We start from the raw sequence: 14,563 nt of genomic DNA, 5'->3' as shown, positions 1-14,563 counted from the left end.
CAACTTGCGGCATCACCCGGCCAAGCAGGCGGGCCCGAGCAGTGCCTTGAGGTCGCCGAAGAGCGCGGGATCGGCCTGCACCCGGTGCCGGTCCAGGCGCAGCACGGTCGTGGTCCGCGCGCCCTGGAGCTTCACCCGCACCTCGGTCGGCCCGCGGTGCTGGCCGAGCACCTCCCCGAGCCGCTCCACCAGCGGCGGGGTGACCTTCAGGGTGGGAATGGTGATGGTCACGGGGGAATCGGCGGACGCCTCCGACAGGTCGGGCACCATCAGCTCCATGGCGACCAGCCGCGGGACGTCCTCGCGCTTGTCGAGGCGGCCCTTGACGAACACCACCGTGTCCTCGACGAGTTGCGTGGAGACCAGTTGGTAGGTGGCGGGGAAGAACATGCAGTCGATGGAGCCCGCCAGGTCCTCGACGGTGGCGATGGCCCAGGGGTTGCCCTGCTTGGTCATCTTGCGCTGGAGGCCGGAGATGATGCCGCCGATGGTGACGATCGCGCCGTCGCTGTAGTCGCCTCCGGTCAGTGCCGAGATGGCCGCGTCCGCCTTGTCGTCGAGCACGTGCTCGATGCCGAACAGCGGGTGGTCGGACACGTACAGGCCGAGCATCTCCCGTTCCTGCGCGAGGAGATACGCCTTCTCCCACTCCTCCTCGGTGAAGACGACGTCCATGCCGAAGCCGGGTCCTTCGCTGCCGGCGTCGTCGTCCATGCCTCCGAAGAGATCGAACTGTCCCTCGGCCTCCTTGCGCTTGACCTGCACGACGTTGTCGATCATCGGCTCGAAATGCGCGGTCAGGCCCTTGCGGGTGTGCTTCAGACTGTCGAATCCGCCGGCCTTGATCAGCGACTCGATGGTGCGCTTGTTGCAGACCACCGCCTCGACCTTGTCCAGGAAATCGGGGAACGAGCTGTACTTCCCCTTCGCCTTCCTCGTGGCCACGATCGAATCGACAACATTCTGCCCCACGTTGCGAACCGCGGTGAGACCGAAAACGATCGTCTCGTCTCCGCGCGGGGTGAAGAAAGCCTCCGACTCGTTCACGTCGGGCGGCAGCACCTTGATCCCCATGCGCCGGCACTCGTTCAGATAGACGGCCGACTTGTCCTTGTCGTCCCGCACGGAGGTGAGCAGCGCGGCCATGTACTCGGCCGGGTAATTGGCCTTGAGATATGCCGTCCAGTAGGTGACAAGGCCATATGCCGACGAGTGCGCCTTGTTGAACGCGTAGCCGGAGAACGGCACCAGCACGTCCCACACGGCCTGGATGGCCTCGTCGGAGTAGTTGCGCTCCCGCATGCCCTTCTGGAACGGGAGGAACTCCTTGTCCAGGATCTCCTTCTTCTTCTTGCCCATGGCCCGGCGGAGCAGGTCCGCTTGTCCGAGGCTGTACCCGGCCAGCACCTGCGCCGCCTTCTGCACCTGCTCCTGATACACGATCAGGCCGTAGGTGACGTCGAGGACCTCCTTCAGCGGCTCTTCCAGCTCCTTGTGGATCGGCGTGATCTCCTGCTGGCCGTTCTTGCGCAGGGCGTAGTTGATGTGCGAGTTCATGCCCATGGGGCCCGGCCGGTACAGGGCGCCGACGGCGGAGATGTCCTCGAAGTCGGTCGGCTTCATCATCCGCAGCAGCGACCGCATGGGCCCGCCGTCGAACTGGAAGACGCCCAGCGTGTCCCCGCGCCCCAGCAACTCGAACGTCTTCGGGTCGTCGAGCGTCAGATTCAGCAGCTCGATGTTGACGTTCTTGTTCTTCTTGATCAGCTTGACCGCGTCATCCATGATCGTGAGATTCCGCAGGCCCAGGAAGTCCATCTTCAGCAGGCCGAGCGCCTCACACGTCGGATAGTCCCACTGCGTGACGACCACACCGTCGTTCTTCGGCGCGAACAGCGGCACGTGGTCGACCAGCCGCTCGCTGGACATGATCACGCCCGCGGCGTGCATGCCCATCTGCCGGACCAGCCCCTCCAGGCCACGCGCGGTGTCGATGACCTTCCGCACGTCCGGCTCGTTCTCGTACATGCCGCGGACCTCGGCGGCCTCGCTGAACCGCGGGTGGTCCTTGTCCGTGATGCCGGACAGCGGAATGCCCTTGCCGAGCACGTCCGCGGGCATCGCCTTCGTGATGCGGTCACCCATCGCGTAGGGGTAACCCAGCACGCGCGAGGCGTCCTTGATGGCCGCCTTCGCCTTGATCGTGCCGTAGGTGCCGATCATCGACACCTTGTCGGCGCCGTACTTCTCGGTGACGTAACGGATCACCTCGCCGCGCCTGCGCTCGTCGAAGTCGATGTCGACGTCCGGCATGGAGACGCGCTCCGGGTTGAGGAAGCGCTCGAAGATCAGACCGTGGTCGATCGGGTCGAGGTCGGTGATGCCCAGCGCGTACGACACGATCGAACCGGCCGCGGAACCGCGCCCCGGGCCGACCGCGATGCCCTGCTGCTTGGCCCACATGATGAAGTCCGCGACCACGAGGAAGTAGCCGGGGAACCCCATCTGGATGATGACGCCCATCTCGTACTCGGCCTGCCGCTGCCGCGACTCCGGCACCCCGCCCGGGTAGCGGCGGGCCATGCCGCGGGCCACCTCCGCCTGGAACCAGGAGACCTCCGTGTACCCCTCGGGCACGTCGAAGCGCGGCATCAGGTCCCGCGGCTCGAACCAGCCGCTGGTCTCGACCTGCTCGGCCACCAGGCGGGTGTTGGCGCAGCCCTGCTGCCAGGCATCGGAGGAGTCGATGGCGTACATCTCCTCCGGCGACTTCAGGTAGTACCCCGAGCCGTCGAAGCGGAAGCGATCGGGGTCCGACAGGTTTTTCCCGGTCTGCACGCACAGCAGCGCGTCGTGCGCGGCCGATTCGTGGGCGTGCGTGTAGTGCGAGTCGTTCGTCACCAGCGGCGGGATGCCCAGCTTGCGGCCGATCTCCAGCAGCCCGTCCCTGACCCGGGTCTCGATTTCGAGACCGTGGTCCATCAGTTCGAGGAAGTACCGGTCCTTGCCGAAGATCTCCCGGTACTCCCCCGCCGCCTTCAGCGCCTCCTCGGGCTGGCCGAGCCGCAGCCGCGTCTGCACCTCGCCGGAAGGGCAGCCGGTGGACGCGATCAGGCCCTCCGCGTGCTGCGCGATGGTCTCCCGGTCCATGCGGGGCCACTTGACGAAGAAGCCCTCGGTGTAAGCGTCGGAGGAGAGCCGGAACAGGTTGTGCAGCCCCGTCCTGTTGTACGCCCAGATCGTCTTGTGCGTGTAACCGCCGGAGCCGGAAACGTCGTCCCGCTTCTGATGCGGCTGCCCCCACTGCACCCGCCGCTTGTGCCGCCGCGACTCCGGCGCCACGTACGCCTCGATGCCGATGATCGGCGTGATCTCCGCGGCCCGCGCCTGCTGGAAGAAGTCGTAGGCGCCGTGCAGGTTCCCGTGGTCGGTGATGGCGATGTGTGACATGCCCATCTCCCGGCACGCCTTGAACATGTCCGCAAGCCGCGCCGCTCCGTCGAGCAGCGAGTACTGGGTGTGCACATGCAGGTGTGTGAAGGGCTTCGTCACTCCACGGCCTTCCGCAGCAGGGGCTTGGATCACCCTGAACCCTACATCCGCACCAGCCGCACCGGCCCCGCGCACGCGATCGCAATTCCTCGGCGTTTCCGCAGGTCAGAGCCATGATCACGGCAATGCCCAAGGTCAGGACGGTGCCCCGCTCCCGGCCCCGGAACGCACGCCGCCCACCCGGGGAACAGCCGGCGGGGAAACGTCACCCGGCACCGCCCGTGCCCCCGCACCGCGGGTCGTGGCACACTCGGGCTCGATGGGTATATCGGCTCCCGGCATGCGTGCGGCCCGCGCGGCGATGTTCGCCGCGCTGTGCGTCACGCTCTCCGCCGGTGCCCACGTCCTGCTGTCCGGCGCGCCCCTGCCCGCACCGGCCGTCGCCGTCGTCGGCGCCGCGGTTTTCGCGTGCGCCTGGCTGCTGTTCGGCGGCGGGGAACGCGGCTTCGGCACCATCGCCGCGCTGCTCGTCCCCCTGCACCTGGCGGCCGACACCCTCTTCACCGCGGGACAGTCCACCTGCTACGGCCCCGGCGGCGGTCCGGTCACCGGGCCACTGCGGCTGCTCGGCGTCGACCTGCTCTGCGCCGGCGAGGTCGGCACCCCGCTCGTCAACCTCGCTGCCGCCGGCCGCGGGCCGCTGGACGCGTCCGATCCGGCCGGGCCCTGGGTGCTGCTGGCCGCGCACGTCTGCGCCGGCCTGGCCGCGGCCGGCTGGCTGCGCTGCGGCGAACGGGCCCTGGCCCGGCTCCTGCACGCCGCCGTCGCGGCCGGCTTCCGGCCGCTGCTGCTCGCCGTCACGTTCCGCAACGTGCCCGCGGCCGAGCCCCCGCGGCTGCCGCGCCGCCCCCGGACCGCTCCCGCCGCGCCGGCCGCGCCGCCCCTGGCCCACTCCGTCCTCCGTCGGGGCCCGCCCGGCGCGGCGCTCGCCCACTGAGCGAGCGCCCCGCACCGGCAGCCACCCGTCCCGGCCGCCCGCCGCGCCCGGGACCACCGACACTTCTCGACGGAGATCCCTCATGAGCAAGCGCAACACCTCCGTGGCCAAACGCGAGGCCCGCGAACGGCTGCGCGCCGAGCGCGAACGCCAGGCCAGGCGTGAAAAGGTGCGCCGCCAGGCAATCGTCGGCGGCTCGGCCCTGGCCCTCCTGGCCGTCGCCGGCGGCATCGGCGTGGCCGTCGCCAACATGGGCGACGACGCGGACAACACCGACTGGGGCGCCGTCCGCACACAGATCGAGGACGGCGGGTCAGGCGAGTTCGCCGCCGACGCCCCGGCCAACACCTCGGGCGAGGACGGCCTGACCATCCGCATCGGCGAGGATGACGCGGCCAACACCCTCACCCTTTTCGAGGACCCGCGCTGTCCCGCCTGCGCCAACTTCGAGCAGAACATCGGCGACAGCGTCCGCGCGGGCATCGACGACGGCACCTTCGCCGTCGAGTACGTCTTCGGCTCCTTCCTCGACGACCGGCTCGGCGGCTCCGGCTCCAAGAACGCCCTGAACGCACTCGGCGCCGCCCTCGACGTAAGCCCCTCGGCGTTCCTGGACCTCCAGGCGGCCCTCTACTCCGAGGAGTTCCACCCCGCCGAGTCGTCCGACGCGTTCGCCGACGACGAGCGGCTGATCGAGATAGCCCAGGAGGTTCCCGAGCTGGAGGGCAACGCGGACTTCGAATCCGCGGTCACCGACAGCGCGTTCGCCGTCTGGGCCCTCCAGATGTCCGACAAGTTCGACGCCGCGCCCGACGTGTCCGGCACCCCGACGCTGAAGTACAACGACGAGGTCGTGGACGTTCCCAAGACGCCCGAGGACTTCGCCGCGGTCATCGAGGCGAACAGCGTCCAGCCCTGAGACGGACGCCGTGCCCGGGGCACGACCGGGTAACGAAGCTGCCACAAGGGCCGGGCGGACGCGGCTCCGGCCGCGTCCGCCCGCCGCTCGTTCCGTAGGCTGTGGCCGTGGCAGGGGCGCAGCCGGGACAGATCATCGACGACCGCTTCGAGTTGCTCGCGCGGCTCGGGGCCGGCGGCATGGGTACCGTGTGGCGGGCCCGCGACCTCGCGCTGCACCGCGAGGTCGCCCTCAAGGAGGTGCGGCCCGCCGATCAGATGGCCCGTTCGGGCCCTGACGCGGAACGCACCCTGCGGGAGCGCGTGCTGCGCGAGGCGCGCGCCCTCGCCCGCATCGACCACCCGAACGTGGTGCGGATCTACCACATCGTCGACATCGAGCCGCATCCCTGGCTGGTCATGGAGCTGCTGCCGGGCAACAGCCTGGAAGCCCTGGCGCGCCGCGGGCCGCTGCCGCCCGCCGAGGCCATCCGCCTGGGCCGCGACGTGCTCGCCGGACTGCGCGCCGCGCACGCCGCCGGAATCCACCACCGCGACGTCAAACCGGCGAACGTGCTGCTGCGCGACGGCGGCTCCTCCGCGGTGCTGACCGACTTCGGGATCGCCGCGGTCGCCGGCTCCACCTCGCTGACCGTCACCGGCGGCATCGTCGGCTCCCCCGAGTACATCGCGCCGGAACGTATCCGCGGCGCCCCCGACCACCCCGCGGCCGACCTGTGGTCCCTGGGCGTCATGCTGTACGTCCTCACCGAGGGCTACAGCCCCCTGCGCCGCGGGACCACCCTGGCCACCCTGTCCGCGGTGCTGGAGGACCCGGTGCCACCGCCGGTCAGGTCGGGGCCGCTCGGGGACGTGCTCAGAATCCTGCTCGTCAAGGACCCAGCCGCCCGCCCGGACGCCGCCCGGCTCGACGCGATGCTGGCCCAGGCCCAGGCCCCGCCGCCGACCCCCCAGACCCCACAGGCGGCGTGGGCGTATGCGCCGACCGGGACGAACGCGGTCCCGCCGGCGCGCGGCCGCTCCCGTTCCGCGCTGGTCGCCGGCATCGCCGCGGGCGCGGTGCTGCTGGCCGGCGGCATCACCGCCGCGCTCGTGCTGCCGGGCGGCGGCACCGAGGCCAACGGCTCCGACGGCCCCACACCCACGCCCTCGGACACCGCCGAGCCACCGCCGTCCGAGGATCCCACCGGGGACCCCACCGGGGAAGCGAGCGAGGAGCCCACCGCAGAGCCGCCACGCGAGACCGACCCCGCGCCGGGCGACCTCGACCCCGGTACGTGGATCGCCCAGCTGTTCTCCGAGCCGGTCGCCACCGGCACCGAGGTCCGCGACCAGCGGCTGGCCGCGATCCGTGCCTCGGTGCCCGAGGCCGACGTCCTGCTCAGCGACGACTACGCCTCGCTGAACCCCGGCTACTGGGTGATCTACGTCTCCGACGACTTCGAGGACGGCACCGATGCGGTGGAGTTCTGCGCCGAACACGGCCTGACCGACGGCAACGCCTGCGTGGGCCGCTACCTCAGCGACTCCCCCGGCGACGCCGATCTGATCTGCCACCCCATGGACGGCGGCAGCGGGCGCTGCGAGGAGGACTGAGCCGCGGCCCTGGCCTTCGCCTCCAAGCCCTGGCCCTAGCCCTCGCCGAACGAGGCGAGGAAGCCGAGCGCCGTCCGCCAGGTGCGTTCGGCGGCCTCTTCGTCCCAGTCAGCGAGCTCCGGGTCGGTGTACACGTGGCCGGCGCCCTGGTACCGGAACACCTCCACGTCCGTCCCGGCCCGCCGCATCCGCAGGTACCACGCGTTCAGCCAGTCGTGGGGCTCGAACGGGTCGGGGTCGGCCACGTGCAGCTGCACCGGCAGCCCGTCCGCCGAGGCGTCGTCCGCAACGTCCCCCGTGCCGTGGAACAGCAGCAGCCCGGCGGCCCTTGCGTCGCCGAGCGCGACGGTCTGGGCGAGGGAGGCGCCCAGCGAGAAGCCCGCGTACACCAGGCCGGCGTCCGAGTGCGGCGCGGCGGCGGCGACGGCCCGCCGCAGCAGCTCCTCGGTGCCGATCTCGTCCTTGACGGCCATTCCCTCCTCGACGGTCCCGGTGGTCCGCCCGTCGTAGAGGTCGGGGGTGAGCACCTGGTGCCCGGCCGCCCGGAGCCGGTCCGCGGCGGCGAGCACGGCGGGCCGCAGCCCGTACGCGGAGTGCAGAAGCATGACATGACTCACGGTCTCGACTGACCTTCCGGTAATACGCAGGGGTTTGCGGGGTTCGAGGGGTTCTCGGCCGCCCATCCTGCCAGCCCGGCTGGCTAACCTTGCGGTCGGAAGCAGGCAACCAAGGAGCTGAGAGATCCCATGGACGACGTGCTGCGACCACTCCTGGTCATCGGCGGCACCATCGCGCTCACGCTGGTCATCGGCTGGCTGATCGACCGCGCCCTGCGCGCGGCGGACCGGCGCCACCCGGACACCAGGGTGTGGGGCCTCATGCGGCGCTGCCAGCTGCCGTTGCAGGTGCTGCTCGCCTCGGCCGCCGTGCAGATCGCGTACGACGCGTTCGATCTGGAGCTGAAGCGGGACGACATCATCCAGAGCCTCCTCGCGACGGTCACCATCTTCTCCGCGGCCTGGCTGACGATAAGGGCGGCGAACGCCGTCGCGGAGAACTCGCTGGCCACCTACGCGGCCCGCACCACCGATCTGGCCCGGGTGCGGCAGTTCAGGACGCAGCTGGCGATGATCCGCCGCGTGGTGACCAGCATCCTGGCGGTCGTCGCCACGGCCGTGGCCATCCTGCTGCTGTTCCCCGGGCTGCGCGCCCTCGGCGCCTCGATGCTGGCCTCCGCCGGCGTCATCGGCATCATCGCCGGTGTCGCCGCCCAGTCCATGCTGAGCAACCTGTTCGCCGGCCTCCAGGTCGCGTTCGGCGACTCGGTACGCATCGGCGACACCGTCGTGGTCGACGGCGAGTGGGGCACCGTCGAGGAGATATCGCTGGCGTTCCTCACCGTGCGGATCTGGGACGACCGGCGGCTGACCATGCCGGTGTCCTACTTCAACAGCAAGCCGTACGAGAACTGGTCCCGCGGCGGGCACGAGATCACCGGCACGATCTTCCTGCACCTCGACCACTCGGCCCCGATCACCGACCTGCGCAAGCGGCTCCAGGAGTACCTGCTTGGCCGCAAGGACTGGGACGGCCGCCAGTGGAGCCTGGTCGTCACCGACACCACCCCGACGACGATCGAGGTGCGCGCCGCGATGTCCGCCAGGAACGCGGACGACGTCTGGACGCTGCGCTGCGCGGTCCGCGAGGAGCTGATCACGTGGCTGCGTGAGAAGCACCCCTACGCGCTGCCCCGCGTCGCCACCTCACCCGCCGCGCTCCCCCCGGCGGCGCCCGGCGCGGAGACCTGAGGGGCCGCCCCCTACGCGCTCTCCGCGCGCAGCGTCTCCAGCGCGGAGTCCAGGTCGGCCGGGTAGCCGGAGGAGAATTCGGCCCACTGCCCGTCCGCCGGGTGCGCGAACCCCAGCCGCACCGCGTGCAGCCACTGCCTGGTCAGGCCCAGTCGCTTGGCCAGCGTCGGGTCGGCCCCGTAGGTGAGGTCGCCGACGCAGGGGTGCCGGTGCGCGGCCATGTGCACCCGGATCTGGTGGGTGCGGCCGGTCTCCAGCTTGACGTCCAGGAGGCTGCTGCCGCGGAACGCCTCGATCAGGTCGTAGTGGGTGACGGCGGGCTTGCCGTCGGCGGTGACCGCCCACTTGTAGTCGGCCTGCGGATGCCGCCCGACCGGGGCGTCGATGGTGCCGCTGAGCGGGTCGGGGTGGCCCTGCACGAGGGTGTGGTAGTGCTTGTCGACGGTCCGGTCGCGGAACTGCTGCTTCAGCCGCGAGTACGCCGTCTCGGACTTGGCCACGACCATCAGCCCCGAGGTGCCGACGTCGAGGCGGTGGACGATGCCCTGACGCTCGGCGGCGCCCGAGGTGGCGACGCGGAAGCCGGCGGCGGCGAGGCCGCCGATGACGGTGCGCCCGCTCCAGCCGGGGCTCGGGTGCGCGGCGACGCCGACCGGCTTGTCGACGACGACGAGGTCCTGGTCGTCGTGGACGATCTCCATGCCCTCGACGGGCTCCGCCACGACCCGCACCGGGGTCGGGGGCGGCGGCATCTCCACCTCGATCCACGAACCACCGGTGACCCGCTCCGACTTGCCCACCTCCGCGCCGTCGAGCCTGACCTTGCCCGCGGCGGCCAGCTCCGCGGCCTTGGTGCGGGAAAAGCCGAGCATACGGGCGAGGGCGGCGTCGACACGCTCCCCCTCAAGTCCCTCCGGTACGGGCAGTGCGCGGGTCTCGGGAAGGGTGTTCACCCGACGAGTATGCCGGACGGCCGGTCAGTCCCGGTGCACGGTGCCGTCGGGATCGAGGCCGCGGAAGGAGAGCAGAACGATCAGGATGCCGCCGCACACGATCGCGGAGTCCGCAAGGTTGAACACCGCGAAGTGCTTCGGCGCGATGAAGTCCACCACGTGACCCTCCAGCGCGCCGGGCGCGCGCAGCAGCCGGTCGGTGAGGTTGCCGAGGGCGCCGCCGAGCAGCAGCCCGAGGGCGATGGCCCACGGCGTGCTGTACAGCTTCCTGGCCAGCCGGATGATCACGACGATGACGGCGGCGGCGATGCAGGTGAAGACGACGGTCAGCGCCTCGCCGATACCGAACGCCGCTCCGCCGTTGCGCACGGCCCTGAACTGGAGCCATTCGCCGAAGACCTCGACGGGCGGCTCGTTCTCCAGCCACTCCACCGTCATGATCTTGGTGATGAGGTCCAGCGCATAGGCGAACGCGGCGACCCCGGCCAGCACCATGACCCGCCGCGGCCCGCGGTCCGCGGTCCCGTCCTCGTCGGCCACCCGCGCCGGCTCGCCGGTCCCCGCCGCCCCGGCCGCCCCGGCCGCCTTCTCGGGGTCGTCAGGTGTCTCGATGGTCCTCTCCGCCTCGCTCACGTGATGAGGGTACGCCACGCCAGTGCGATCACCGGAAATCCGTCAGAACCGCCGTTCCTGCTTCTGCTTGCAGTCCACACACAGCGTGGCCCGCGGGAAGACCTGCATCCGCGCCTTGCCGATCGGCTGCCCGCAGTTCTCGCACAGGCCGTAGGTGCCGGCTTCGAGCCGCTGGAGCGCGCGCTCCGTCTGGTACAGCATCTCGCGCGCGTTGGAGGCCAGGGCCATCTCGTGCTCGCGGGTCACGTTCTTGGTGCCGGTGTCGGCCTGGTCGTCCCCGGCGCCGTCGCCCGAGTCGCGCATGAGCCCGGTCAGGGCCTCCTCGGAGGCGGTGATCTCGGCACGCAGCCGGTCGGCCTCGGCCGTCAGCGCGTCCCTGGCCTCCTCGGCCTCCTCCGCGGTCCACGGGTCCTCGCCGGTGCGGACGGCCAGGTCACCGGGGTCGGCCGGGGCCGCCGTGCGGGCGGTCGAAACAGGGGTGGACGGCTCGTCCGCGGTGCTCTTCTTCGCTGCCACCTTCTTGGCTCCTGTCTGCCCGTCCTGCGACGTCTTCCTGGCCGACTTCTTCGCTGCCACCATGGCGGCGGCCCCTTCACATAGTGTGATCTTGCTCGCGAATCGTGACCGGAACGATAAATCGACTGGGGAGGCGCGGCAACGGGGGCGCGCCGGTCTCCCTGCGTTGTGCCCCGCCCGGCGGCCGGATAACCGGTCACCACCGCTCCGCGGCGGCCCGTACACTGGTCGAAGCGGAAGGCAGCGATGGGGACGAGTAGCGTCGTCCGCAGCCGCGAGCGACCCGGGGACGGTGTGAGCCCGGGGGCGTGCGCGACGTGAAGATCACCCCTGAGCCGCCGGCAGAAAGCTCACCGCGAGCGAGTAGACCCGGCACCGCGGCCCAATGAGGGGGCAGGGGCACGGCCGACGGTCGGCGCACCCGGCCAAGGAGGGTGGTACCGCGGGAGCGCGCTCTCGTCCCTCCGACGGAGAACGCCATGTGTGTCCGCCGGAGGACGATCCGATGACGCAATACCGCCCCGTACCAGCCCAGGTCGACCTGCCCGCCCTGGAGCACGGCGTGCTCGACCTGTGGCAGGAGAACAAGACGTTCACCCGCAGCCTCGCGCAGTCGGAGGGACGCCCGGAATGGGTGTTCTACGAGGGGCCGCCCACGGCGAACGGGATGCCCGGCGCGCACCACATCGAGGCGCGGGTGTTCAAGGACGTCTTCCCCCGCTACCGGACGATGCGCGGCTTCCACGTCACGCGCAAGGCCGGCTGGGACTGCCACGGCCTGCCCGTGGAGCTGGCGGTGGAGAAGGAGCTGGGCTTCACCGGCAAGCAGGACATCGAGGCGTACGGGATCGCCGAGTTCAACGCCAGGTGCCGCGAGTCCGTGACCCGCCACACCGACGCGTTCGCCGAGCTGACCCGGCGCATGGGCTACTGGGTGGACCTGGACGCCGCGTACCGCACCATGGACCCCGCCTATGTCGAGTCGGTGTGGTGGTCGCTGAAGGAGATCTTCGGCAAGGGCCTGCTGGTCCAGGACCACCGCGTGGCGCCCTGGTGCCCGCGCTGCGAGACCGGTCTTTCCGACCACGAGCTGGCGCAGGGCTACGAGACGGTCGTCGACCCCTCGGTGTACGTCCGGCTGCCGCTGCTCTCCGGCCCGCTCGCGGGCGAGGCGGATCTGCTGGTGTGGACCACCACCCCCTGGACGCTGGTGTCCAACACCGCCGTCGCCGTGCACCCCGACGTCACCTACGCCGTCGCCACCGACGGCGCGCGCCGTCTCGTGGTCGCGCGGCCGCTGCTCGCCGCGGCGCTCGGCGAGGAGTGGCGCGAGACCGGGCAGACGTTCACCGGCGCCGAGATGGAACGCTGGGCCTACCGCCGCCCGTTCGAGCTGGTCGACTTCGGCGGCGCAGAGGCGCACTTCGTGGTGACCGCCGACTACGTCACCACCGAGGACGGCACCGGCCTGGTGCACCAGGCGCCCGCGTTCGGCGAGGACGACCTGCTGACCTGCCGCAGGTACGGGCTGCCCGTGGTGCGCCCGGTGCGCGCGGACGGCACCTTCGAGGAGGCCCTGCCGCTGGTGGGCGGCCAGTTCTTCAAGAAGGCCGACGAGGCGCTGGTCGCCGACCTGCGCGAACGGGGGCTGCTGTTCCGCCACCTCGCCTACGAGCACAGCTACCCGCACTGCTGGCGCTGCCACACCCCGCTGCTGTACTACGCACAGCCGGCCTGGTACATCCGCACCACCCAGGTCAAGGACGCCCTGCTGCGGGAGAACGAGAAGACCGCCTGGTACCCGGACTCGGTCAAGCACGGCCGGTTCGGCGACTGGCTGACCAACAATGTGGACTGGGCACTGTCCCGCAACCGCTACTGGGGCACGCCGCTGCCCATCTGGCGCTGCGACGACGGCCACCTGACCTGCGTCGGTTCGCTGGCCGAGCTGAGCGAGCTGACCGGCGCCGACCAGTCCGGGCTCGACCCGCACCGGCCGTTCATCGACGAGGTCACGTTCGCGTGCACCACGGACGGCTGCGCGCGGAGTGCCCGGCGGGTCCCCGAGGTCATCGACGCCTGGTACGACTCGGGCTCGATGCCGTTCGCGCAGTGGGGGTATCCGTACCGCAACCGCGAGGAGTTCGAGCGCCACTACCCGGCCCAGTACATCTGCGAGGCCATCGACCAGACCCGCGGCTGGTTCTACACACTCATGGCGATCGGCACCCTCGTCTTCGACCGCTCCTCGTACGAGTCGGTGGTCTGCCTGGGCCACATCCTCGCCGAGGACGGCAGGAAGATGTCCAAGCACCTGGGCAACATCCTGGAGCCCATCCCGCTGATGGAGCGGCACGGCGCGGACGCCGTGCGCTGGTTCATGGCGGCCGGCGGCTCGCCCTGGGCGGCGCGCCGGGTGGGGCACGGCACCATCCAGGAGGTCGTCCGCAAGACGCTCCTCACCTACTGGAACACGGTCGCCTTCCAGGCGCTGTACGCGCGCACCACCGGCTGGTCCCCGGGCGAGGCCGATCCGCCGCCGGCCGACCGGCCGCTGCTCGACCGCTGGCTGCTCAGCGAGCTGAACGCGCTGGTCGACATGGTCACCAAGGCCATGGACGACTTCGACACCCAGCGCGCCGGCAAGCTGATCTCCACGTTCGTCGACGACCTGTCCAACTGGTACGTCCGCCGTTCCCGCCGCCGTTTCTGGCAGGGCGACCCGGCCGCGCTGCGCACGCTGCACGAGGTGCTGGAGACGGTCACCCGGCTGATGGCCCCGCTGGTCCCGTTCATCACAGAACGGGTCTGGCAGGACCTGATCGTGCCGGTGACGCCGGGCGCGCCCGACTCGGTGCACCTGGCCTCCTGGCCCGCGGCCGATCCCGGCCTGGTCGACCCGGACCTCTCCAGGGACATGCTGCTGGCGCGGCGGCTCGTCGAGCTGGGCCGGGCCACGCGCGCCGAGTCCGGCGTGAAGACGCGCCAGCCGCTGTCCCGCGCGCTGGTTGCCGCGCAGGGCTTCGAGCTGCTGGGCGACGACCTGCGGGAGCAGATCGCCGACGAGCTGAACGTGGCCTCGCTCGCGGCGCTGTCCGAGATGGGCGGCTCGCTGGTCGACACCTCGGCCAAGGGCAACTTCCGGGCGCTGGGCCGCCGTTTCGGCAAGCAGACGCAGCCGGTCGCCCGCGCCATCGCGGAGGCGGACGCCGCCGAGCTGTCGGCCGCGCTGCGCGCGGGCACGGCCGCGGTCGAGGTGAACGGCGAGCTGGTGCCGCTGTCGGCCGAGGAGGTCATCATCACCGAAACGCCCCGCGAGGGCTGGTCGGTGGCCTCGGACCCGGGTGCGACGGTGGCGCTCGACCTGGAGATCACGCCGGAGTTGCGCCGCGCCGGGCTCGCCCGCGAGGTGATCCGGCTGATCCAGGACGCCAGGAAGAACAGCGGCCTCGAAGTGGCCGACCGCATCGTTGTGCGCTGGCAGGCCACCGACCCCGAGAGCGAACGCGCGCTCGTCGACCACCAAGCGCTGATCGCCGGCGAGGTGCTGGCGACCGACTTCGCCGAGGGAACGGGCGACGACACACTCGGCGAGCCGTTCGGCGACACCCCCCTGGGCGCCACCTTCCGGCTACGCCGGGCTTAGGCCC

10 protein-coding genes are annotated in these 14,563 nt (G+C 71.1%); 5 read left to right on the top strand and 5 right to left on the bottom strand.

What is annotated here, in order from left to right; genetic code table 11:
• Positions 1-12 precede the first annotated feature (12 nt).
• Positions 13-3,552, bottom strand: coding sequence for a DNA polymerase III subunit alpha (dnaE, locus tag STBA_RS28840; RefSeq protein ID WP_077061993.1), 3,540 nt, complete (start codon positions 3,550-3,552; stop codon positions 13-15).
• A gap of 259 nt (positions 3,553-3,811) precedes the next feature.
• Here dnaE and STBA_RS28835 point away from each other — a divergent pair, with 259 nt between their 5' ends.
• The 3 genes from STBA_RS28835 (at position 3,812) to STBA_RS28825 (ending at position 7,003) form a co-directional block, all read left to right on the top strand.
• The gene (locus STBA_RS28835; RefSeq protein WP_077061992.1) at positions 3,812-4,489 is read left to right on the top strand and encodes a hypothetical protein; all 678 of its coding nucleotides are present in this window, start codon (positions 3,812-3,814) and stop codon (positions 4,487-4,489) included.
• A gap of 82 nt (positions 4,490-4,571) precedes the next feature.
• Positions 4,572-5,408, top strand: a complete 837-nt coding sequence (locus STBA_RS28830) for a thioredoxin domain-containing protein (protein ID WP_077061991.1) — start codon at positions 4,572-4,574, stop codon at positions 5,406-5,408.
• Positions 5,409-5,515: 107 nt separating this feature from the next.
• Entirely contained in the window at positions 5,516-7,003 is a 1,488-nt protein-coding gene (locus STBA_RS28825; protein ID WP_107485131.1) for a serine/threonine-protein kinase, read from the top strand.
• Between the two features lie 35 nt (positions 7,004-7,038).
• On the opposite strand, the gene STBA_RS28820 is transcribed toward STBA_RS28825, so the two are convergent.
• The gene (locus tag STBA_RS28820) at positions 7,039-7,608 is read right to left on the bottom strand and encodes a dienelactone hydrolase family protein (protein ID WP_077061990.1); all 570 of its coding nucleotides are present in this window, start codon (positions 7,606-7,608) and stop codon (positions 7,039-7,041) included.
• Between the two features lie 141 nt (positions 7,609-7,749).
• Here STBA_RS28820 and STBA_RS28815 point away from each other — a divergent pair, with 141 nt between their 5' ends.
• Positions 7,750-8,811: a mechanosensitive ion channel domain-containing protein gene (locus STBA_RS28815; protein WP_077061989.1), complete on the top strand. Its 1,062-nt coding sequence runs from the start codon at positions 7,750-7,752 to the stop codon at positions 8,809-8,811.
• 11 nt (positions 8,812-8,822) lie between these two features.
• Here the strand turns inward: STBA_RS28815 and STBA_RS28810 are convergent, their stop codons facing one another.
• Genes STBA_RS28810 through STBA_RS28800 form a run of 3 tightly spaced genes read right to left on the bottom strand, consistent with a single transcriptional unit; the run spans position 8,823 to position 11,138 of the window.
• Positions 8,823-9,764, bottom strand: a complete 942-nt coding sequence (locus tag STBA_RS28810; protein WP_077061988.1) for an RluA family pseudouridine synthase — start codon at positions 9,762-9,764, stop codon at positions 8,823-8,825.
• 24 nt (positions 9,765-9,788) lie between these two features.
• Positions 9,789-10,397 (bottom strand): signal peptidase II, encoded by a 609-nt coding sequence (gene lspA, locus STBA_RS28805; RefSeq protein ID WP_077061987.1) that lies wholly within the window; start codon positions 10,395-10,397, stop codon positions 9,789-9,791.
• Between the two features lie 42 nt (positions 10,398-10,439).
• A complete protein-coding gene (locus tag STBA_RS28800) occupies positions 10,440-11,138 on the bottom strand; it encodes a TraR/DksA C4-type zinc finger protein (RefSeq protein WP_253195076.1) in 699 nt (232 codons plus the stop codon).
• A gap of 280 nt (positions 11,139-11,418) precedes the next feature.
• On the opposite strand from STBA_RS28800, the gene ileS reads away from it, so the two are divergent.
• Positions 11,419-14,559 (top strand): isoleucine--tRNA ligase, encoded by a 3,141-nt coding sequence (gene ileS, locus STBA_RS28795; protein WP_077061986.1) that lies wholly within the window; start codon positions 11,419-11,421, stop codon positions 14,557-14,559.
• Positions 14,560-14,563: the final 4 nt, after the last annotated feature.

Source organism: Streptomyces sp. MP131-18 (assembly GCF_001984575.1).
GTDB classification, from domain to species: domain Bacteria; phylum Actinomycetota; class Actinomycetes; order Streptomycetales; family Streptomycetaceae; genus Streptomyces; species Streptomyces johnsoniae.
Note: the sequence above shows the minus strand (reverse complement) of the source record. Positions and strands in the feature narration are given on the sequence as shown.

Bases quoted from the DNA above. Each gene is read 5' to 3' on its own strand.
- ileS (WP_077061986.1), top strand. From the start codon at position 11,419: ATGACGCAATACCGCCCCGTACCAGCCCAGGTCGACCTGCCCGCCCTG.
- STBA_RS28815 (WP_077061989.1), top strand. From the start codon at position 7,750: ATGGACGACGTGCTGCGACCACTCCTGGTCATCGGCGGCACCATCGCG.
- STBA_RS28830 (WP_077061991.1), top strand. From the start codon at position 4,572: ATGAGCAAGCGCAACACCTCCGTGGCCAAACGCGAGGCCCGCGAACGG.
- STBA_RS28820 (WP_077061990.1), bottom strand. From the start codon at position 7,608: ATGCTTCTGCACTCCGCGTACGGGCTGCGGCCCGCCGTGCTCGCCGCC.
- STBA_RS28835 (WP_077061992.1), top strand. From the start codon at position 3,812: ATGGGTATATCGGCTCCCGGCATGCGTGCGGCCCGCGCGGCGATGTTC.